Raw genomic sequence first — 22,459 nt, forward strand, 5'->3', positions numbered from 1 at the left:
TCGACGTCACCTTCGACCGGACTTCAAGCGATGTATCTAGACATCCCTTAGTGAGGTGTGAGAATCATGCCGATATAAAAAGATGTTAGGCTGACGGACCACTCCTTTTTTAATCGAAAAGCCCGACGATTATTGACAGGGCGTCATTTGAACACCAAATCTGCCACAGCAACGCCAAGCACAAGCTGTATGCGTCCAGGGCTGTCCAACGCCAGTGCAGCTCCAGTGCACATTAGAGCCTAGAGGACATGTCTACGCCGGGCGACCAACAGCACAACCGCGACTGCTCCCACTCCGGCTGTCAGAGCGACCACAGGCGGCTCGAGAATCCACCAGATAGGACTCGGGCCGGAGCCGGTTATCAAGTCGTGCGGCACCGACTCGGCAAGGTTGAGAGCATTGTCCATGGCGAGGAATCTGATAGTGACAGGCTGCGACGTGTTGGCAGTGAACCGGGGGACTCTTGTACTCCAGCGTGCGCCATCGCGTGTGCATGGATACTGTGTCTCAGAGCCGTTAGCGAGAAGCACCGCAGTGACATTCATCACACCAGAACCAGAGTCAAGCACAACCGCCGTGACGTTGTAGTCGGACGAAGCATTGTAGGTGTCCGGCGAGACCTCCCACGATTCGATGACCGGGGGGGTGTTGTCTGTCAGTGTGTCGTCAAGATGCGTCCCCAGCTCGTCAGCGAGAAGTAGCGACCTGTAGCATCCCATCCAGTCCATCTGGTTGTAGAGTGCCCTAGCCTCAGTGAACGCACCAATGACTGCATCCCTCAGGCGGAGAGTCCGCTCATTCGCACCGTCCTCAACGCTCTGCCAACGACGACTGAAGGCCTGATAGTACAATGACTCCATCTGATCAAGGTAGGTGCACTGCACCCAGTTCCGGTCGTAGACTGACGTCCCGTTGTAGTATCCATAGTACGTCATTGGGCTGGAGCAAAAGTCACCGACATAGTGGTTGTAGTTCCAGGTGTGCATGATGCCGATGGCATGCATGGTCTCATGCAGCTGGACCGAGGATATTCCTGACTTCGGTGTGACTCCGTCCGCGAAGTAGTACCGTTCCCAGCTCTTCCAGATGACGGTCTGACCGCCACCGCCGAGACCAGTAAAGGTCCCGCTAGGAGTGTACATCACCATGTTCTTCTTGATGAACACGACCCCAAAGACGTTGATGTCTTTGCTGAGTGTGTTCACGTAGTCTGGTCGCATCTGATCATAGATTGCGTCGAACATACCGTACCCATCGCACCATGTCACGCCCTCGTCGACATACGAGTAGTCCCAGAACAGGTCCTTCCACTCCGGCTCATTGTCTATGTTCACGAAGTCCACCTGCACAGTCCACGGTATGAAGGGTAGAAGCTCGGTGAGATGGGCCTTCTGCCTCTGAGCACTGGTCACCCATCTGAGGCTGTTGACTGAGACCCCGCTTGAGACATCCATTGCGAACACCAGCGCTCTTAGTAGGCCACTGTTGACGTAGGCGGTTGGATAGTGCTGGTAAGGCATGAGGAGGTAGTTGATGATGTCCGAGGCGTAGTTGGCAACATACACTGTAAGCAGGTTCTTTCCAGTGGTGGTTTCCAAGTCTAGCGTTGAGGCGTACTCATCAAGGTCGTTCCAAGTGTGCGCTGGCGGCGATGAGTCATCCCACCAGATGGAGGCCCACTTCAGGTACCACTGGTCCGCCGATGGGTCAAGCACGTAGATGTTCCCCTGCTTCCCTCCGAACCCGGGGTACTCAAGCATCACGTTCGGATTCAGAGCATTGTCCCACTCCAGGCGGAACCAAGTCTGTGGCTGATTAGTGTCAGGGTCTGCAGGGTGATAGTCATACCAGTGTTCAGTCACATGGTCCGGAGTGTCGAACTCCGTGAAGTTCAGTATGTACAAGATGTAGCCGAGCCCGGGTGGTTCGACAGCCGGGTTTGCTATCAGCCAGCTCTCAACCGCATCCGCATCGATTGAGCGTCCACCTCTCGAGTGAAATACAGTCTGTGGCTGGTCCGGATGCTGTCTCTGGTAACGCAATGCATCGGCGTCAAGAGCGGTCCCAGTCGAATCACCAACCTGTGAGTGAGCTATCGCCACACTTCGCAGCGCTTCATAATAGGACTGGTCTGCATACATGACCTCGTACTCAATGTTGTAGATCATGGTCGCATGGACTGTCGACTTGACGCGCTGAGTTGGGAAGAGCGCTGTGAGAAGTGTCTCGTTTATGACATCCTCATCATAGTTCACGAGAACAATGTCGATCGTCCAGTTGCGAACAACATTGTCCATAGCAGCCAGCTCCATGTCCGCGTGAGATGACATTTCAGAGTCAGTGACACCATTGCTCACGGGAGTAGCAAGAGACAGCAGGATGATCACGACAGAGACAGCGGCCGGTCGCATGTGCACATTGCATGTGACAATTCATATATATGACATGGTCAGAGCAGTCGGTCATTCATCATAGATGATAATAGCAACCGATAAAGTATATTAGGGATTGGGTGCAAGTGCATTCTGTGCGTCGGCGATAGACATGACTTCGACCAACAACGACTCCGCACAGCAATGACGTCTATCTCCCGGACAGCTCGCCGACGCCGTTCCTTTTTTGTCTCTCTTCTCCTCCAGCGGGGTTGGGCCACTTGGTCCAACCGCGACTACATCTAGCCCCCTAGTACCACCATGAGTACACCTGCCACCGTCGCTACGACTCCAAGAGCGGCGATGCGTGAGACCTGTTCCTTCAGAGCGAGGACAGACACAGGCAGCGCAAAGAGAGGAGCGCTGGAGGCAATGACAGAAGAGACCGCGGCCCCGGCGAACTTCACAGCATAGACATACAGAATCGAGCCGATACCCATTCCGAAGAATCCTGAGATGGCGACGATGAGGACCGCATGCTTCGACGGTGACATCATACCTCTCCAGTGGGCGGCGAAGGAGAGGGGAACGAAAGCGGCCGAGCCCACGCCCACTCTGACAAGATTCGCACCTATTGGATCCACATCTTTGACGCCCACCTGAAGAATCGTTGTCCCCACTGCATACAGGACTGCGGTCAGGATTGCCAGGCTCAGCCCGAGGACGTCTAGTCGTCTCTTCGAGGCAGGGGACGGGTCCGCGGGGTGGCTGTTCTGTTCTCTGGAGAGGATGATTACCCAGAGTACGGCCACGCAAGCACCCACAAGCCGGAGGACTATCAGAGGCTCGCCCAAGAAGGCGACGGTCAGAAAGTAAGTCAGGATTGGAAATGACATCGCAACCGGGAACGCATATGAGACGCCTATGCGTTCCTGACTCACAAGATACAGAGTGTCCCCGATGACAGCACCCAGAAGGATGGACAGCGAGAGTAGTAACACGGTCTCCACGGGGAAGAGTTCAGGAGACTGCCCCACACCCGCGAGCACCAGCAGGACCATGAGTGGGAGAGCGGTCCACATCTTCACTGAACTTATGTCAAGGGGTCTTATCGACTCGCGCTGACCTCTGTACACCACGACTGAGATGGCGTAGAGGGCAGAACCAAACACACCCGACAAGACACCCAAATAGAACTCCGGTGTGGCCTGCATGGGTGTCGAGGTCAGCAGACACCATTATGAGCTTATGGCATTGGGAAACTGGATACTCACATGTGAATAGTGACGGTTCCACAAGACAGGACTTGTCGGACGAAACTCCGGTTTCATTGAGGCGGCAGACTTGTCTGCACTTCCAATCTAATCCACCTACCTAACATTGTGTACCAGTACTCTGACCTCCGAAGTCTGGCGCTCTCTCCAATTCAGGACCTGAGAACCAATCGGATTCGACAAGGTCTGACAGCTGTTGGCAGCTATGACATTGCACTGCAATCCGGAGGTCCCACCCGTCAGCGTTTCCTATGCTACTTCAACGGTCCCAGCATGTTCATAACGAGAGGAGTACAATGAGAGGTAACCAGTACATCGGAAGGTCCATGTTGGACTCGAATCTGGGTGAGAAGAATGAGCGATACAAGACAAGGGAATCCACTTCTTGGGGTCACACTACTGCTTGTACTGAATGCGATCAACGGTCTCGCGTCCGCAGCTGTGGGGCTCTACATATCGGGTGACGCCCTGTCAGCGATTGGTGCATTACTGGCCATCTTTGCGATTCTTGTTGCGATGAATCTGAAGACGAGGAGAATGGAATACTGGAACTACGCCAATATCCTCTGCATTGCAGGCATAGTCCTCTACCTGTTCGCAGGACTTGAGTTTCTCATCGTCGGAGAGTTCCTCAGCGTGGTGACTCTCTTGATGCTGAACACCGCAGCAGTCAAGAGCCAGTTCTCCTAGTGGCGGAAATTGCCTCCTGCTCTCCTTCGGGTCAACCGGTACGGGCAGCACGTTGACGAGTTCCAGCTCGGTATGTCTCAGGCCGACTCTGTAGATCTAGCCTCTCGTCGAGAGTCAGGGAACATCATGCGCTACGTCCTCGTGTTTGAGAAGCCGTAGAGAACCACAACGGTCAGCATATGCTTCAGACTCACTCGGAGGGCATGCTTGAGACCGCCATCAGTGATTCGTTGAGAAGCCTTATATCCATGCCCGGCCCAGCCGCCTCATGCGTCCATGACTCCAGTCCATAGCTGCTTGTGATCAACGGCATGTTTCTTCTACTCGGCTACAGAGAGAATCATGATTCTATGCCGGGCATGTCTGGCGCAACTGATAACCAGCCTCATCTCATGGCTTCCCCTGTTGGAGGATACCGAGTTGGGCAATGCAACCGTAGAGATAATGAATCTGTCAAAGACCTTCGAGTCTGTCAGAAGAAGGGCAATCATCATTCCAGTGGAGAGAAAGAAGGTCGAGGCGCTGAAGTCATTCTCGCTCGATATCCCCAAGGGGCAGACTTACGGTCTACTGGGTCCGAACGGAGCAGGCAAGACCACACTCATCAAGATTCTCGCCACACTCGTCCTCCCCACTTCAGGTTCGGCCAGACTGATGGGGTACGACGTGGTCAAGGACTCGTCTTATGTAAGGTCGCTGATCGGTGTCTGCCAAGGTAACGAGCGGAGCATATACTGGAAGCTGTCCGCTCGCGAGAACCTCATCTTCTTCGGCAAACTCTATCGCATGACTCACTCAGAGGCCAGAGAGCGCGCCGATGAACTGCTGGGCACGATGGGGCTACTGGACAAGGCGGACGACAAGGCCGAGGACCTGTCCCATGGCATGCGGATGAAGATAGTCTTTGCACGAGCACTGCTTCACGACCCGCCAATTCTGCTCTTGGACGAGCCCACACAGGGACTGGACCCGACCTTCGCCACCGACCTGCGCCAGTATGTGAGGGACAAGCTACGCGACCGAACCATACTGCTGACGACGCACTACATGCATGAGGCCGACATGCTGTGCGACAAGATTGCACTCATCAATGAGGGGGAGCTCAAGTCCTTCGGCACTCCAAGAGAGCTCAAGGAAGCAGTAAGGGACTACGACAGTGTTCACCTCAGAGTAGTGGGCACACCAGACATAGAGCAGATCAAGAGGATGGAGTCCGTCATGTCAGCGTCGATACGGACGCATGACGGAAGCTCCGAGATTGTGGTGACCTCTCACGACGGATATGAGTTGGCACACCGGCTGCTCAACTTCATGCGTGAAGTACCGGGAGTCAAGGTTGAGCACTTTGAGGTCAAGGAGCCAACGCTGGACGATGTCTTCCTGCACCTCACCGGGAGGAGGATTGAGGACTGATGGAGACTGCTCAGGAGACATCAGGAGAAACCCTGACTGCCAGCACATCACAGTTGTCAGCCTTTGAACCTCACCTCCTCGACTGGAGAGCCACGAGGATATTTGCTGAGAAGAATCTGAGGATTGCTTTCAGATACCCCACCAACTGGATAGTCTGGGGTTTCCTGCCAATCATGTGGCTTGCACCCTACATTCTCATGATGACGGCCATTGCAGGACCGGGGACAAGTACGAACTTCCAGGAGGTCTCAGGCTTCAACGACTTTGTCCGGTTCGCTGTGATTGGCTGGTTCGTCTACCAGTATGTTGAGCGAAGCGTATGGTCAATTGGAAACAACTTCCGTTGGGAACAGTTCTCAGGTACACTCGAACCGCTGTTTGTCACCCCAGTCCCGAGAATGAGCATCCTGGTGGGTGCTGCACTGGCGGACACCGTGCAGTGTACGATGTCGGCAATGATGCTGCTTGTCTTCTCGTCTTTCCTGTTTGGGGTGAGCTACGTCATCACGATGATAGCGCCAATAGTCGTCATCATGACACTGATGGTCCTTGCGCTCTACGGGTTCAGCTTCCTGCTGGCAGGGCTCATAATGGTGTTCAAGGACCCCAGTGTCCTGTCCGAGCTCGTGGCCAACACGCTCTTCGTCCTTTCACCGGTCACCTATCCTGTTCAGGCACTGCCACCATCGGTCAGATTCGCAGCTTACCTGGTGCCATCCACAATTGCAATCGTCACTGTCCGCGAGCTTGCTATCAATGGGGTGTTCGAGCTGTTCTCGTTTCTCCAGTCTGTGGCACTTCTGCTGTTGGTGATTCTCACATTCTGGGGACTCGGTCTGGTCTCGTTCAACTACGCCGAGAGATGGGTCAAAGACAGAGGCAGCATGGGGGACTTCTAGATGACAGAAGAGAGTGTGCTGGCTGAGACCTCTGAGACCTTTCGGAGGATGTGGAACCGCAGAGGGCTCAGAGCTGAGATAAGGGCTGCGAATGCCATAGCAATCAGGGTATGGCAAGTCGAGTTGAGCTATCCCCTGAGTGTGCTGTGGTTCATAGTGATGCCATTCATCTGGTTCATACCTTTGCTCATTGCGGGGACGGCAGTCGCGGGTGGACCCGAGTCTTCGTATCTGGAGAGTCTGGTGGGAACGCGTGACTGGATCAGTTTCGTTGCAGTGGGCACTGCCATAACGGGTCTCACTATCTCGATGATGTGGGGGACCGGAATGAGCCTGCGGCGAGAACAGAACACAGGCACGCTTGAGACCCTGATGACCACACCCATGCACACGCACACTCTCGTCTGGGGGTCCATGCTGCACAATCTTCAGCACGGAGGGCTGGGGGTCATACTCCAGATGGGGGCCGCAGTGGTCTTCTTCGGAGTCACCATCAATGCATGGGGAGTCCTCCCGGCGTTGGGGATAATCGCCCTCGCCATCATTGGTCTTCAGGGAGTGGTCTTCGCAATAACCTGCATTGTTCTCTTCGCCAAGCAGGGCTGGATGATAGTCGAGTTCATCTCGAGCACGCTTCTGCTCGTCGCGCCGTTGTCGTATCCAATCGCGGTCTTACCGCCCATTCTCCAGTACGTCTCACAGGCGAGTCCTCTCACTTGGAGCGTCGAGGGCTTTAGGGGTTTCCTGCTTGACGGACTTGCCTATGCTGGCGTAGTGCAGGTTGTCACGAGTCTGTTAGTCCTTGACATCATCTTCATCTTCCTAGGAGCGATGATGTACAGGTACACGGAGCGATATGTCAGGAAGAGGGGCGCCTGGGACCAGTTCTGACCGCGAGCTGCTCAACTCGCTTCGTGGGCGTCCACACGTTGAACGCGTATTCCACTGACTCACGGTCACAGGCTCCGTTCCATCCGCACAATTCTGCGCACCGTCTCGTTCGCTAGACAGATAAGCCCGACCGACTGAGAGATGCCATCCCAAAGTCAAGAGGGAAGAGATGATGACAATGGATGGAAAGGACCTGGCTGAGCACTGTGTCGAGTTCGGACGCGGTCTCGGCGCCAGTTATGTCGAGGCGAGGTACCTGAAGACACTTGCTCGGGGTTTCGTCTACAGGAACGGAGACCCGATTGCTGGCGGCTCAAGTCCGACCTCAGGGATAGGGGTCAGGCTTCTCGTCAATGGCGGCATGGGCTTCGCATCCTTCGACCGATTGCAGCGAGACTTGGCCGAGGAGACAGTCAGGGAGGCGTTCAAGATGGCCAAGAATGCCTCGAGAAGGACACCAATAGGACTGGGAGAGGCTTTGTCGCATCAAGCAAAGTGGTCTGTGGGTATCAAGCAGAGTCTGCTTGATGTGGACAACGATACAGTGATAATGACAATCAAGGATGCGAATGCAATAGCCAAGGGTCTTGCCATGTTTACTATGGTCTTCAACCCGATGGACATCCAGAAGTACCTTGTCACTAGCGAGGGGACAAGGATAGAGGGGCATCAGTCATACATCATGTCCCTCTACATCATGGCTGCAAAGGGTGAGACAGGCACCGAACAGCGTGTACTGGATCTCACTCAGAGCGGTGGCTGGGAGAGAATCAAGGAGGGACGGGTTCTCGAGAAGCTTGGAGACGAGATTGAGCGCCTGAACAAGGTTGCTCAGAGGGCTCGTGGAATGAAGGAGCTCTTGGACAACCCAATCGACATGGTCGTTGGGCCGGAAGTCGTGGGCATCATTGCGCACGAGAACGTCGGACACCCGAGTGAAGGGGATCGGATCATGGGCCGAGAGGGAGCACAGGCTGGCGAGAGTTTCTGGAGAGACCTCAGGTTGGGTGAGTCAAGGATAGGGTCAGAAGTCGTGAGTGTGTCGGAGGACCCCACGATACCCAACACGGCCGGCTTCTACCTTTATGACGATGAAGGCGTGAAGGCCAGACGTCGACATCTCATCAAGAACGGCGTGGCAAACGAACCACTACTGAACAGAGAGTATGGCACAAGGTTTGGAAAGGGCTCAAATGGTGCGGCTAGGGCAGCAAGCTTCAACCGCGAGCCCATTGTGAGGATGGCCAACACATTCTTTGAACCGGGCGACCACTCATTCGAAGAGCTAGTCGAAGGCATCAAGCTGGGAATATACATGAAGAGCTTTGCAGAGTGGAACATCGATGACAGAAGGTTCCAGAGCAAGTACACTGGTCTTGAAGCCTACCTGATCAGAGACGGTGAGGTCACGGACACGATGGTGAAGGCTCCTGCACTCGAGACGACCAGCGTCGGCCTCCTCAGTTCCATTGATGCGGTGTCCAAGACCATGGATCTGCAGTTCGCAGGCACATGTGGCAAAGGGGACCCGATGCAGGGAGTGCCGGTCTTCGCAGGTGGTCCCGAAGTACGGATTAGAAATGTTCGCTTGGGAGGGATAGGTCAGTGACAGGAGAAGACATGCTACTGGTTCTTGTAGATGCTGCTCTGGACCGTGCCAAGTCCAGGTCCAAGGCAGCGATAGCCGAAGTGGTCCACACCAGGACCTCGCAGATAAGGTTCTCACAAAACGCAGTTGACGTCGTCACCAGATGGGACGAGACAAAGATGAATCTCTTCGTGGACATTGATGGAAAGAAGACGAGCATCACGTCGGTCGCTGTGAGCTCGGCTGATGATGTGCGTCGTCTTGTTGACGAGACCATCGACTTCTCGAAGAGACTTCCAGACTCCATGTTCTATCAGGGGGTCGAGGACAGGGTCTCATCCTACTCCCAGCTCGAGATGAGAGTGGACGACCGGATAGACGACTTCACGGAGAAGGCACCGGGCATCATCTCGAGCGCGATTGATGCTGCGCTCACCGAAGGTGCCAAGCGAGTGGCAGGCGCACTGGCCTTCGGAAAGACCGTCAGTGTGATGCGATCCTCGCTGGGTCCATCCGGCACACATCGTGAGACCTCATATGACCTGAACGTGAGAGCATTCCAAGAAGAACTCGACTACTCGGGTCAAGGCCTGAGCTGTGGCACTATGCCCACAAGGGCAGAGAAGGAGATGCGCGAGGCGGGTGCCCAAGCGGGAAGGCTCTCCAAGCAGGCCCGAGGAGCAAGACAGGGAGACTCGGGAACATACGATGTGGTGATGAGCCCGACTGTGGCGGCGAACGTGATTGGCCAGATTGTCGGTACTGCCAACCCGTTCATGGTCCTCATCGGAATGTCCCCGCTGGGGGACAGGATAGGACAGAAGATGGCACCTGACTTCGTCACGGCGGCAGAGGACCCGCACTTCCCGGGAGGACTGGCAAGCAGAGCCTACGACTTCGAGGGGACGCCAACCAGAAAGACACTGGTCTTCGACAAGGGGGTCTTGAAGGGTTTCATTCACAACACGACCACCGCACGAATGTTCGATACTGTGTCGACAGGCAACTCTGCTGTGGTGGGTATCGGACATGGAGCAAGCATGCTGCTTCCAAACGACAGCAACATTGTCTTCGAGGCTGGCGACCATTCTCTGGAGGAGCTGCTTGAGAGTAACAGACGAACCATATACGTGATGTCGAACTGGTATACCAGATGGCAGAATCACCAGACCACTGACTTCTCCACAATCCCGCGGGACGCCATCTTCCTCATCGAACATGGAGACATGAAGCCCATCAAGAACATCCGCATCAGCGACAATCAGCTGCGGATGCTGGCCAACATCACAGCCCTCGGAAAGGAGCGCAAGCAAGTGTACTGGTGGGAGGTCAGCACGCCGACCGTCATCCCAGCCATGAGAATCGCCGACTGCAGAATCACCACTGCAACCAAGTAGGATATGAACGAGGTCTCAGGCAGCAGCGTGAGACCTCAGTCTTCTATTCTCGTACCACCTTCGTGGTAGAGCCAGAAGCCCTCATCAGACAGCTTCCCAATCAGCGTGACACCACTGGCGGCTGCAAGACCTATGGCTGCATCTGATGCCACCGCCAGTGAGACCACACAGGGGACTCGCGTACGAACGGCCTTGTTCAGAATGTCATGTGTGACTCTGCCGGAGGACAGAAGCAATGAGTGTGACAGACACCAACGGGCCCTGAGTGCCGTACCGATGGCCTTGTCCACCGCACTGTGCCTACTGATGTCCTCCACGAAGACCACTTCAGCATTGGCGGGGTTCGCCACGACTGCAAAGTGTGCACCTCCCGTCTCCTTGTGCAGCGTCTGTCGACGAATAGCAGACTTCCTGAGAGAGAAGAGGTACTCTCGTCGCAGCGATGATGCCCATCGGTCGTCTGCCAAAGACTCGGACGGTGCATCGATAGTAGTGACGTGACATGTGTTCGCATCCATCCGGAGGGACGAGACACAGCTGACTGACGGGACCAGACCCTCAGACAGCAGATGCCCCAGCACGAGTTCATCCTCAAGACCAGGGCTGTGCACCAGTACCGATACCCGCCTCTCGTTGAGAAACACCTCTGTCATGGACTCTACTGCCACGGTCTCTTCCATCGTGGCTCGGTTCGCACCAACTATCCTCTGGACCAGTACTCTCCTGTAGAGACTCGAGTGTAGGTCGCTCATACCTTTCTCAGCCTTGCCACAAGTCCGACCGAGGCTACATCACTCTGGACGCCATTCGGCCAGACCAGATGTGATCGGGGTGGAGCCCGGTCGATATCAACTTAACAGCGGCACTTACTGGACGCCATTTGAATACAACATCCACAACACAACATCCAGTCTGATAAGTGGATGGCAGTATGTCCTGGACAAGTTGACAGAAAGGAATCTCATCGTTGTGTCTGTGCATCGTTCATTCTTAGTTGGACAGAGTTTGACACAGGAGTCTTGTCACTCCCAGGAGACGGCACTGGGAAGGGTCACTCCTCGAGAAGAGGTCTCATGAGGTGTCGAACCGACCTCGGGCTCTCCTTTCCCGCACGGAGGTATATATGCACCACGCAGCGATGTCTAACCAAGACCGCCCAACTTCCGTGCAGCTGCTGCCAACCCCTTCGCATGGCCCATCACTGTGACTGTGTACAAATGTGAAAGACAACAACAGGTCAGAGCCAACGCCCAACACCCACAGGGATACGCTCATATCTGCGAGGTCTTGTCGGAGTCAGAACAGCAGGGATTCGGCTGAATGCAGCAAGTATCGTCAAGAACCCACATCGCCGCCCCGGGGCCTTACAGACTCGTGGCAGCGACAAGCTTTGGGGTCCTTCTCAGCGCAATGGATTCCTCGATAGTGAATGTCTCGTTGGCAACCATGGAGGTCTCATTTGGGGTCGGGCTGCTCGAGATACAGTGGGTCGTGCTTGCCTATCTGCTGATACTCACGTCATCCATGCCTCTGACCGGGAAGTTTGGGGACCGATTCGGAAAGAAGAGGGTGTTCCAGGCAGGCATGGCCGTATTCGTCGGCGGGTCACTCGCATGCGCTCTGTCGCCATCCCTTGTCGTGCTTGTGACATGCAGAGGGCTTCAGGCTGTGGGAGCAAGCATGATGGCGGCCAATGGACTGGCGATTGTCACCTACTTCACGACCAACGAGAATCGCGGAAGAGCTATCGGAATGAACTCGGTCGTTCTTGCGGCAGCCCTTGGTCTGGGCCCGGTGATTGGAGGCATTCTCTCACAGAACTTCGGGTGGCCGAGCATATTCCTCATCAACCTGCCATTGGGGGCGATTGGGTTTCTTGTTGTCGCCAGGGTGATTCCTGAGACAGAGCGGGTACACGAGGTGAGGTTCGACTCGGTTGGCGCAGTCCTCTTCTTTCTCGCACTACTCATCTTCATCCATGCAATCTCGGTATCCTCCAGTGTCAGCGTGATTCAGTCACTGATTCACCTTGCCGCGGGACTTACGGTCTCTGTCGTCTTCATTCTGAGAGAGAGGGGTTTCTCCAGCCCAATAATACCTGTGAGCGTACTCGTGGACCGCAGAATCTCAACAGGAATCGTGTCATCCATCTTGTCATACATGGCACTTGTACCAGTGTCGCTGCTCATTCCTCTGTGGCTACAGGAAGCCATGGACCTCACACAGAGCCAGACCGGTCTCTTCCTCACTGTTCATCCAATCACGATATCAGTAACAGGCCCATTGGCGGGACTCCTCTCCGAGAGGATTGACACACGGATACAGAGCGGCCTCGGTCTCGGTCTCGAGATTGTAGGACTTGTCATCATTGCCCTCGCCGTGCCGAACCTACCACTCATGGTCGCTGGGGTCATTGTCATGGGCACTGGACTCTCAGTCTTCAGCGTCTCGAACGGCAACTCACTAATGACCTCGGCTCCTAGGAACTACATGGGAGTGGTGAGCGCACTAACAAACATCTCAAGGACTGCAGGGTTCTCAGCTGGTACAGCGATGACGTCGGCGGTATTCACAATGTACTTCTTGGGCCTCAGCCAATCGTTGCAGTTCTTCGAGGCCTATGGTACCGGTCTGTCGTGGACCATTCTGACGTTCTGCATACTTGTCGCCGTTGCTATAGTCATATCATCGCTCAGAGGACTGAATCCTGCCGAGATCGAGCGTCGCAGACCGCAGTCTGATAGCAGCAGGACAGGCGAGGCATAGGGTCGAGCAAGAACAGGCTCTCGAGCGACTACACACCATAGACATCCGCCAGGAACAGGACTCTGCTTCGGAAGTCGGGATGATCCATTGCAAGCAGGTTCTGACTGATCTCGTTATCGAAGAGCAACTTGCCGGGATTCTCGCGCAGTAGTCTCACGAGGTCCGTCAATTCCTGACCTGTAAGACGCTGATCGCTGTTGCTGTCCGCGCTGCGCCAGTCGATAGTCTTCTTCTCTCTCGTGTCGCGCAACGAGGCGGAGTCTTTCGACCTCTTCGTGATCAACCTGTCAATCGCAGGTCGAATCATGCGTTCCACTTCTTCGTCGCTAATGGACACACCATATACGTCCCTGAGCGCAGCAAGCTTGTTGCGGAGAAAGAGCCGAGGTGCAGCCTGACGCGCGTTGTCTTCGTCTATTCCATCCAGAGGATACGACTGAATCATCTGCCCCAGCTCAGTGCCACTGATGGGCTGAGTTCTGGCCGGATTCAGAGACTCCAGCCAGCGGACCTCTTCAATGAGCGCCGTGACGGCCTCCACTCTCTGTCCCAGTACAGTCAATGCATTGATGGTTGTCTCGAAGCCTAGCAGCTCAGCTGCATGGTAGTCACTCAGGAGCTCGGCTGCCCTTGAGGCCCTCGTGACCACGAGGTGACCAAGGAAGACCATGGCGCGGGAGAGAATGAAGAAGCCGAAGAGCATCCCAGCACGTACGAGGGCAAGAGCAGGATTGAGATTGACAAGTAGTGCGACAACGGACGCGAGCAGGAGCCTGACGTAGATATAGAAGTAGATGGCATCCACAAAGACGGAGGGCATCCGAGTCAGAATGGAGACCATCGAGTCACGGTTCTTGACGTGACCGACCTCGTGGGCGATGATGGCTCTCACCTCCTCCGGACTGAGCAGGTCTAGGAGGTTGCTGTGAAGAACCACAACCGTCCCCAAGAGAGGAAGAGAAAAAGTGAAGGCGTTTGGAAGCGGGGAACGCATGAGGTACACCTCGCGGACCTTCTGCCCACTGCGCTCTGCAATCTCCAGAGTCCAACGCACAATCTCCTCTGCAGCGAACTTGCACCCAGAACTCACGTTCATTGAAAGAGTCGGGTAAAGCCGGACAAGGTCCTTACTGGCTCGGACTCGGAACGCTAAGAGGTAAATCATGAGGACCTGAAAGCCAACGACCATGAAGAAGAGCGATGCGGAAAGAAACGGGTTGTGCCTGCTAAGGTCAAAACCCACGACGAGCACAGTTGACTCGTCTAGGTACATCAGGGAAACAGTCAGTATCTGGATAAGGTCAAGCACCAAGAAGATCACAAGCGCGTTCCACTTGGACCTGGAAACACCAGCAACAGCTCCAGTCATTCTCTCTGCGGACATCTTGGCCTCACGCAACACTCGCCTCCTTTTAACTGCGCCCATACGGAGTGCCACACTCCGTACCAAATCATGCCGAAGCGACGTCAGACTGAGCCTGCGCGGGCTCGGGAAAGACGAAAGAGATCTCTGCTCGCGGCAGTCGTGCAGTGGCAAAGTAGACTGAGAGTGCTATGAACGCCAGTGGCAGTGTTATCAACACGACATAACTCACGAGGAGCAGCGCCGCAGTCAGAATGCAGAGGTTCTCCCACCCGTGCTCGTCTCTAGTGAGTCCGACCAGCCCGCCCGCGACAAAGCAGGTCATCATCTGAGCGACCCAGAATATGCTCCACTGATTCATGAACTCGACGCGTACAGGGTCATCCAACGCGAGGCCGGGCAGCATCGGCAACAGTGACAGGGACCCAAATGCTCCTTCAATGACGAGAATGACGAGCAGTGCGGGAAGCAACCACATCTTCTGATGATAGTTCAGAGCAAACCCCAAAGGCCACGGCGAGTATTGCATATCCTGTTGCCGTCAGACCTACTACGGGTCCGATGGATACAACGCTCTCCACCGTGAGATAGGCGGACATCAGTATACTTGCAGTCATGGGGAACGTGTACACTAAGAAGAGTGCGGCCACGGCAACCACAGCTGCTCCGAGAGCTCCACATAGGAAGAACATCGGTCTCGCAACGTTTGCTTGGCGCTCCTGAGCGGCTCTTGCACATTCCATGCATGATACCCCTCCGTCGTATCTTACCATCTCCGTCTTGGTAAGGAGTCTCCCACAGAAGGTGCACTTCACAGATGTCTGTTCAGTCGAGCCCATGATTAGCAATTATTGTTCCTTCGCAGCTTGAGCAGATAAGCTCTTGTGGCCTACGCTTGCTGGATGAGTATATAACTGGGCGAAGCAGTAATCGCTTTACGCCAGTGAATCCGCCTCAGTGTGACTCGAAATGGTCGACCTCAAGAGTATCAGAGCACGAACGTCTACTGTAAGAGAGTATGTTGACAACGCCGAGCTTGCTGCACGCGACATCATGCTTGAGAAGTACAAGAATTACCGTCTTGACATGGATGCCCTGAAGGCTCTCAAGGACGCGGTCAAGGGAGTGGTGACCGTTGTGTTCAGCGCCTCATGGTGTGGGGACTGCAAGAATGCCATACCAGTCCTTCTGCATCTTGAGGAAAAGATCAGGATGAACATCCGTGTGTTCGGCACAATCAAGACAGCTCCGCTCAACCCCTCACAGAAGTGGGCCGTACCACCATCCCCTCCGGAGATACTCGAGTGGAATGTGACGGCCATACCGTGGATTGAGTTCTTCAACAGCAGAGGAAGACGACTTGGAACCATAATAGAGAAGCCGCATGTCAAGGAGTCCCTTGAGGCCGAGATTCTGTATACGCTGTCAAAAGACAGATAACCCAGTATGGGACAGACCTTTTGTACACAGGAGGACACAACATGGACGTTCCCATCATCACTGACTTTCTCAATGGCCTGAAGTTGTTCTGGGCGAACAAGCGCCTGAAGTGGCTGTTTGGCCTATTCATGCTCGGCCTGATTGTGACTACAGTCGTAGGCAACCTCATGCTGATTGTGGTCAGCATCAACCCGCTGGCCAGTCTCGTAGCCTACTCCGTTCTCGGCGGAATCTGGCCAGTCTTCTTCATGCTTGCTGCATTCCTGTCGCTGCTGGGTCTGCAGAGATTCGTCGCTAGCGAAGATTCCTACGGAAAGTCGTTCGCTCTCTTCTTTGTCTGGATGCTCGTGAGCGTATTCACTCTGGCGATGCTGGTGTTGTTCTTCTTCACAGTCCTTGCGATTCTCATATTCGGAGTGGCCTTCATCGGTTGGATTGGATTCCAGGCGTATTTTGCGACGAGGACCTCTCTGAAGTATGCCGACATCGCGACAAGAGAGAAGGTGGGAAGAGCGCTCAAGGTCATGGCCGGCTTGACTCACATTGTCTGCTACGTAGTGGTCTTCGGCGCACTCATCTTCACGCTGTGGTTGTACGGTGGGACCCTGATTGGAAGCGGAAACGTAGCTACGGTGGTCTTCCTTGTACTGGGCACGTTGTTTGCAGCAGTCTTCAACTTCATGAATGGCATTGTGCTCGCACGCAACAGGAACAAGCCAGTCCTTGCGAACATATCTCTGCTCGGTTTCTTCATCGCAGCATACTCCGCCTACTTCATTTACTCTGTTGGAAGCTCGGTAGCGGTACCATTCGACTTGGTGGGCATCACCGTGTCACTCTTCTTTGTGCTCTACACCATGAGCGCTGTCGGCAGGACTCTCGCAAGTCGAGCAACCAAGGCCGCACGCTTCAAGATCTCTGCAGAAGTGGCGGCTGCATTCACATTCTTCTTGGCTGCTGGTTACTACTTCTCCGACAACCTGTTCGAGATATCGGCACACGTACCGGGTGGCGCTATCTTGGGTGCGTCGTTGAGCGGAATTGTCAAGCTCTTCATCTTTCCGTTTGTCGCCATGATTGGTGAGTTCGTGTACTTGCGGAGACTAGGAAAACCACCAGCGGCACCAACAGCAGAGGTCACTGAGCAGGAAGCACCTGGAGAGACGACTGTCGAGCCTTCTGGATCAGCTGAAACACCCAGCGACGTAGACGCTGGGCAGACAACCCGCGATGAACAGGTCCCGGAAGACCGTGAAGAAGATGCGGGCGAGTCCGAAGAAGACAGCGAGTCCGAAGAAGACACTGAGTCGTAGCAGAAAGCACTGCACTGATCGCCATCGTCAGTCAGAAACAGTCGCTGTCAAGTGTCCGGGCACTCCTCCGGAGCGACACGGCGTATGCTCCTTAAGAGCATCTGCAGTGAGATGGAAACTCACTCGCAGCAGCTCGGCTACGGGCAGACGAGCCCCGCGCGGAGTCTGCCGACTAATCTCCAGCATTCGGGTAGCTGTGGACCGCGCAGGTCTACCCGACTCACTGCAGAAGACATGTGCAGTGAACAACAGTCCACAAACCGAACGCTCATATATCGATTGAGGAGTCAGACATCCTTAGTGTCGGCATTGCAACAGGCATACGCAGTCGGTCTGTTGAGGTGAAGTCCATGTACGTCATCAACTATCGAGAGCGCGAGGAGATTCCTGTGAGTCTACCTGGCAGTCTGAAGACGACGGTCAGATGGCTGATCGGGAAGCAAGATGGGGCAAAGACATACGCCATGCGACTTTTCGAGATTCAGCCCGGAGGCATTATCCCTTTGCACAACCATCCGGAAGAACACGAGATCTTCGTCCTGCAGGGCCAAGCCAAGCTCCTAGGAGGCAAGGAGAACACGGTCTCCAAGAAGGACGATGTTGTCTTTATCCCATCAGACCTCCCTCATGGCTACGACAACACAGAGGGGACTGAAGTCTTCCGGTTCATCTGCGTCATCCCACTACTTCCCCAGAAGTGATATCAGGACGCATGGTCTTGGACCCGTCGAGGAACGCGACCGATGAACATCTCGAAGTGTTCACTGTGGCTGTTTGACGTTGACAATACCCTCATTCGTGACGTTGAACATCCAGAGCCCTATGCAGACGCACTTGCGCTCATCAAGGCCTTGAAGGAGAGAGGAAAGACTGTCGGACTGCTTACCAACGTCGGCAGGCTGTCTGCGAGGCAGGTCAGAGCAGCCGTTGTCAGCGCCGGGTTTGACATCGACATCAGTAACGTCTTCACGGCGGGCGCTGCGGCCGCAGCCTACATAGCCAACAGACAACCAAATGCGAGGTGCTTTGTCATCAGTGAGGGAGGAGCACTGGAGGACTTCATCGCCCGCGGTCTCGACGTGGTGACCAATCCGCCCGTCGACTATGTAGCAGTCGGAGCGGACAGGAGCCTGACATTCGAGAAGCTGAACTTCGCTGCCAAGATGCTAGCAAGGGGCGCAAAGCTCCTGTGCATAAGTGGCAGTCGAAGCTATCCTGGGGTCTACCTCGGACGAGAGGATGTGTTCATTGGAGAACGCTCGATAGTTGCCGCGCTTGAGGACTCCAGTGGTGTCAAGGCGGTGACAGTGGGCAAGCCGCTTCCAGAGATGCTGATCGAAGCCGCACGCAGTCTGGGGTTCCCGCCGGACCAGACAGTGATAGTGGGCGACAATGTGAACTCAGACATAGCTGGCGGCAAGGCGGCGGGTATGCTGACTGTCCTGTGCCCGCACGACAAGAGCAACGTCGTGGAGTTCGACTCCGGTGACCTTGACACAAAGCCGGACATCGTTGTGCAGAGCCTAGACGAACTCATTGCAAGAATCTGAGCTGGGACTGCCGGGGACAAAGCCGACCAGCTCGGACAGCAACGCCTATCGGACAGGGAGGCGACAAGGAGCACATGCAAGGCAAGTCCAGTCACAGGATCCAGTTCCAAGTCGCCGAGCAGTTGGGGGTCGCGGTGATTCCGATATCGAAGCTCAAGGTCGCTCCATCCAGCTCTGAGTTCGTGGCCTACGAGAGACAGGTCTTCGCCGAGATTCGCAGCAGGTGGCGGGCAGACGAACTGAAAGATGACCCGGTCTTCAGGTCATACAGACACCTCTACTGGCGGTTTGGCATGGACCCGACGAAGACGCGAGTCTCCAGCGAGGCAGTCTTGCGAAGAGTGTTAGGCGGCCAGAATCTTTGGAGAGTCAACAATGTTGTCGACACCATCAACCTTGCTTCAGCATACACAAGGATTCCCATCAGCCTCATCGACCTCGCTGCAACGCGAGGAGAACTCGTCGTACGCAAGGCGGAGGCAGGTGAGACATTCAGTCGAATAGGCGGTTCGAATACCGTGTGCCAAGGAACGGAACTTGTCCTTGCAGATGCAGAGAAGATAGTGTGCTTTGGTTTTGCGACGCATGACTCAGAGCTGACAAGCGTGCGACCGGAGACCTCCGATGTCCTCGTCGTTCTTTACGCCGCACCAGCAGTGACAGGCGAGATGCTGGCGGAAGCGGCCGACCTCACGCGTAGGATGGCAGTCCGTTGGCTGACGGGCGAGGTCGGCCAGTGTGAGTTCTACACCAACACACAAGTCACAGCTCAGAACTGAAGCAGGGGCGAGCCAAGTACAATCCGCTCGAGGATGTTGTTGACCGACGCCTTCCAGACAAGCTCCTCAAAACGCCGCTTCAGACGGGCCTCATCTACATAGTCAGGTTCTTTGATTCCCATCGAGCTGACGACCTGCTTGAGCACATGCTCAAAGTCATAGACTATGTACTCGACCTTCTTGCCCTTCTCTTCCATTGTGACTCTTCTTGCGAGACCCTGTTTGAGGGCCTCTCGAGTCTCCTTCAGGTAATAGGACATGGCCTTCTCATATACCAGCTTACCGCGCTTGACAAGCTCCTTCAGAAAGGGCAGACCGAAGGTGGTCTTTGCGATGGCCTCAATCTTTGCGATGAACCCGTTAATGATGTCATCGTAGGACAGCTTCTTCTGAGTCCCTCTGGAATCGAAGATCTTCTCGTCGTCCTTGGCTGACTTGAAGTGCGCCTTCTTCTCGGCAAGCTCGCGCTCCCGAGCAAGCCTGGCTTCTTCTTCTTCCTTTGCCTTCTGGGCTTCCAGACGACGACGCTCTCGCTCCTCCTTTGCCCTCCGCTCTGCCTCCTCACGCTCCTTTTCTTTGGCCAGTCGGGCCTTCTCCATCTCTTGGAGCATCTTCTCCTGCTCCTTTACGAGAGATGCCATATACGTCTGGACATCCTTCTCCGTGAGCGTGATATGCTTTGTCAGCAGCCACCGAGCAGAGATGTGATTGACTTTCGGTTTCAAGTCCGCTGACGAGAAGATGAAGCAGGCTGTCTGTTGACCCGGCAGCGCAGTCACTATCTTCTCGGATTCCTGATCGCCAGCGATGGGTTCGAGTATTCGCTCCAAGACCTTCAGAGACTGCTCTGTGCTAATCCGACCTGCAACTATGGAGTTGAACTGCTCAAAGGCCTTGTAGTCCACGTCTTTCGGTGACTGGGTCGCAATCAGACATTCGATGCCATACTTGCGCGCCTGCCTGAACAGCAGGAGGTAGGTCTCCTTCGGGCCGGGCGCCTTCATCCCGGCTGGTATGAAGGGTGCAGCCTCATCTTGGAATATCATCAGTCTGGGCTTCTCAGTATAGCCCTGTTTCAGCATCCAAGTATACAGCTGATTGAGTACTATGGCTATGAAGAAGTGCTTCTCCTCCTCACTTCGAAGTGTCTTCAGAAAGATGACGTTTATGGGAGTACGACCGTTGACCGGCTCCACGAGGTTGTCGAAGTCAATCTGTCCTTCCGGCCTGAAAAGCAACTGCGAAGAACCGACTGTCAGGCTTCTGATAGCCGACGCCAGCTTCTCCCGTTCAGACTGTTTCATGAAAGGCTCGAGGTCGACGCCTGCAGCCTCGGCATCCGCAGTCAGGAGGTCGGCAAGTGCTCCAAGCCCTTCTATCTTGACACCGTTCTCCCACGTCACGCGCAGAAGCTCATAGAGTGCTGCGAAGGACTTGGCTTCCCACGACTTTGAAAGACCCGCCACCTTCATCAGTACGTTGACGAAAGTGCGAGCCGAGTTGTCAAGCAGACGGATCATGTCGTCCGTGTCAGCGGTCTTGTCGGGAAGCTTGAGGGGGTTGATTGAGATGGCAAGGCCCTTGCTACTGGCTGGCGTGTACACACGGACAATCACCTTCTCCATGTACTCCTTCAATCGTTTGGGGTCGACTCCCTTCGACTGGAGTTCCTTCGGGTCACCTGGCAGCATCAGCGATGCAATGTCACCTTGTGGGTCGAATGCGAGAATCGGGATGCCATGCATTGCCGCCTCTTCAAGAATCACCTTGCCCAAGACAGTCTTGCCTGACCCAGTAGAACCGAATATACCGCCGTGCCTTCTCAGAAGATCCGGTGAGATCTCAAAGAGCTTGTCGGTCCTCTTACCTTCCTCGTCAAGATAGTGTCCAAGCCACAGCATACCTTCAGTCAACGAATTCACCAACGCAACTGAGCTGATATCTATGTGCACCTAAGTGCATGGGGGATAGCTCGGACTCCTCTTATTTGGTTATCGTGTCCAACACCGAAGGAGATTCCCGAGGAGAAAAAGAACGGAGCGGATGGGGGGTTCTTCCCCTCCATCCGTCAGACGTCTACTGACCAACTGGTTCGTACTTGCGACCGAGAACCAACACGATGATGACCACAATCGCGACGGCAAAGACGCCAAGTGCGCCTGATGCGTACATCGGACTGAACGAGTACCATATCGTGTCAAGCAAGAGCTGAAGCGCAGCCATGATTGCACCCAACACCAGCGAAACAAGCATGAACCGTGACGTCATCTCCTTGACTTGACCTGAAGCCTCTCCCTGCGTGATAGTGGGAGCAAAGAACACGAAGATGAAGAGGAACACATAGGCGATGACAATCATTGAACCGATTCTGAATAGCTGCTGCTGGAATGGCTGGCCCTCGTCGAGCGCACCGAGGACGAGCACCGTTCCAATCGCCATCAGGAAGACAAACATGTTGCTGATGAGCTTGTCTTCAGGATGAATGAAGCCGGTCAGCTCAGTGAACGTATTCAAGAGGCTCATGATCAACACGACGCCCAGGAGCGCTGCTCCACCTATCCAGAGATAGAACGGCCACGAGGATCCCGTGACACCGACACTCTGAAGCAGGTACTTGACGCCGAGTGAGAAGCCAAGTACGGCAAGGCCGATTCCAGAGAGGATATTGCTGATAGTAGTTAGCCTAACCATGCTAGTAGTCCCCTTAGGGTTTCTGATAGAGGG

19 protein-coding genes are annotated in these 22,459 nt (G+C 54.8%); 12 read left to right on the forward strand and 7 right to left on the reverse strand.

The annotated features are described in order from the left end of the window. Positions 1-239: 239 nt before the first annotated feature. Both HXY34_03780 and HXY34_03785 read right to left on the reverse strand, forming a co-directional pair. Positions 240-2,297 carry a hypothetical protein gene (locus HXY34_03780; protein ID NWF95241.1) on the reverse strand — a complete coding sequence of 686 codons (2,058 nt, stop codon included), beginning with the start codon at positions 2,295-2,297 and terminating at the stop codon, positions 240-242. 377 nt (positions 2,298-2,674) lie between these two features. Continuing rightward, positions 2,675-3,586 carry a DMT family transporter gene (locus HXY34_03785; protein NWF95242.1) on the reverse strand — a complete coding sequence of 304 codons (912 nt, stop codon included), beginning with the start codon at positions 3,584-3,586 and terminating at the stop codon, positions 2,675-2,677. Between the two features lie 414 nt (positions 3,587-4,000). On the opposite strand from HXY34_03785, the gene HXY34_03790 reads away from it, so the two are divergent. The 6 genes from HXY34_03790 (at position 4,001) to HXY34_03815 (ending at position 10,524) form a co-directional block, all read left to right on the forward strand. Further along, positions 4,001-4,336: a hypothetical protein gene (locus HXY34_03790; protein ID NWF95243.1), complete on the forward strand. Its 336-nt coding sequence runs from the start codon at positions 4,001-4,003 to the stop codon at positions 4,334-4,336. Between the two features lie 342 nt (positions 4,337-4,678). Beyond that, entirely contained in the window at positions 4,679-5,749 is a 1,071-nt protein-coding gene (locus tag HXY34_03795) for an ABC transporter ATP-binding protein (GenBank protein ID NWF95244.1), read from the forward strand. Beyond that, positions 5,749-6,648: an ABC transporter permease gene (locus HXY34_03800; GenBank protein NWF95245.1), complete on the forward strand. Its 900-nt coding sequence runs from the start codon at positions 5,749-5,751 to the stop codon at positions 6,646-6,648. Before HXY34_03795 ends, HXY34_03800 begins: the two co-directional genes overlap by 1 nt. Continuing rightward, positions 6,649-7,539 (forward strand): ABC transporter permease, encoded by an 891-nt coding sequence (locus HXY34_03805; protein ID NWF95246.1) that lies wholly within the window; start codon positions 6,649-6,651, stop codon positions 7,537-7,539. It abuts the gene before it with no gap. 169 nt (positions 7,540-7,708) lie between these two features. Beyond that, positions 7,709-9,148: a TldD/PmbA family protein gene (locus HXY34_03810; GenBank protein NWF95247.1), complete on the forward strand. Its 1,440-nt coding sequence runs from the start codon at positions 7,709-7,711 to the stop codon at positions 9,146-9,148. After that, entirely contained in the window at positions 9,145-10,524 is a 1,380-nt protein-coding gene (locus HXY34_03815; GenBank protein NWF95248.1) for a TldD/PmbA family protein, read from the forward strand. The genes HXY34_03810 and HXY34_03815 overlap by 4 nt, the downstream gene beginning before the upstream one ends. A gap of 35 nt (positions 10,525-10,559) precedes the next feature. On the opposite strand, the gene HXY34_03820 is transcribed toward HXY34_03815, so the two are convergent. Continuing rightward, positions 10,560-11,276, reverse strand: coding sequence for a formate dehydrogenase accessory sulfurtransferase FdhD (locus tag HXY34_03820; protein ID NWF95249.1), 717 nt, complete (start codon positions 11,274-11,276; stop codon positions 10,560-10,562). 568 nt (positions 11,277-11,844) lie between these two features. Here HXY34_03820 and HXY34_03825 point away from each other — a divergent pair. Continuing rightward, the gene (locus HXY34_03825) at positions 11,845-13,290 is read left to right on the forward strand and encodes an MFS transporter (GenBank protein NWF95250.1); all 1,446 of its coding nucleotides are present in this window, start codon (positions 11,845-11,847) and stop codon (positions 13,288-13,290) included. A gap of 28 nt (positions 13,291-13,318) precedes the next feature. On the opposite strand, the gene HXY34_03830 is transcribed toward HXY34_03825, so the two are convergent. Then, positions 13,319-14,689 (reverse strand): M48 family metalloprotease, encoded by a 1,371-nt coding sequence (locus HXY34_03830; GenBank protein NWF95251.1) that lies wholly within the window; start codon positions 14,687-14,689, stop codon positions 13,319-13,321. A gap of 52 nt (positions 14,690-14,741) precedes the next feature. After that, complete coding sequence (locus HXY34_03835; protein ID NWF95252.1) at positions 14,742-15,161, reverse strand: hypothetical protein; 420 nt, start codon at positions 15,159-15,161, stop codon at positions 14,742-14,744. A 461-nt stretch (positions 15,162-15,622) separates the two neighbouring features. Here HXY34_03835 and HXY34_03840 point away from each other — a divergent pair, with 461 nt between their 5' ends. The 5 genes from HXY34_03840 (at position 15,623) to HXY34_03860 (ending at position 19,735) form a co-directional block, all read left to right on the forward strand. Next, positions 15,623-16,093 (forward strand): thioredoxin family protein, encoded by a 471-nt coding sequence (locus tag HXY34_03840; protein NWF95253.1) that lies wholly within the window; start codon positions 15,623-15,625, stop codon positions 16,091-16,093. Between the two features lie 41 nt (positions 16,094-16,134). After that, the gene (locus HXY34_03845; protein NWF95254.1) at positions 16,135-17,406 is read left to right on the forward strand and encodes a hypothetical protein; all 1,272 of its coding nucleotides are present in this window, start codon (positions 16,135-16,137) and stop codon (positions 17,404-17,406) included. Positions 17,407-17,756: 350 nt separating this feature from the next. Then, positions 17,757-18,107, forward strand: coding sequence for a cupin domain-containing protein (locus tag HXY34_03850; GenBank protein ID NWF95255.1), 351 nt, complete (start codon positions 17,757-17,759; stop codon positions 18,105-18,107). A 42-nt stretch (positions 18,108-18,149) separates the two neighbouring features. Next, positions 18,150-18,956, forward strand: a complete 807-nt coding sequence (locus tag HXY34_03855; protein NWF95256.1) for an HAD hydrolase-like protein — start codon at positions 18,150-18,152, stop codon at positions 18,954-18,956. 74 nt (positions 18,957-19,030) lie between these two features. Next, a complete protein-coding gene (locus HXY34_03860; protein ID NWF95257.1) occupies positions 19,031-19,735 on the forward strand; it encodes a hypothetical protein in 705 nt (234 codons plus the stop codon). On the opposite strand, the gene HXY34_03865 is transcribed toward HXY34_03860, so the two are convergent. Beyond that, positions 19,726-21,648: an ATP-binding protein gene (locus HXY34_03865; GenBank protein NWF95258.1), complete on the reverse strand. Its 1,923-nt coding sequence runs from the start codon at positions 21,646-21,648 to the stop codon at positions 19,726-19,728. The two genes, HXY34_03860 and HXY34_03865, sit on opposite strands and share 10 nt — an antisense overlap. Positions 21,649-21,811: 163 nt before the next feature. Beyond that, complete coding sequence (locus tag HXY34_03870) at positions 21,812-22,426, reverse strand: hypothetical protein (protein NWF95259.1); 615 nt, start codon at positions 22,424-22,426, stop codon at positions 21,812-21,814. Positions 22,427-22,459 lie beyond the last annotated feature (33 nt).

This window comes from Candidatus Thorarchaeota archaeon, assembly GCA_013388835.1.
Taxonomy (GTDB): domain Archaea; phylum Asgardarchaeota; class Thorarchaeia; order Thorarchaeales; family Thorarchaeaceae; genus JACAEL01.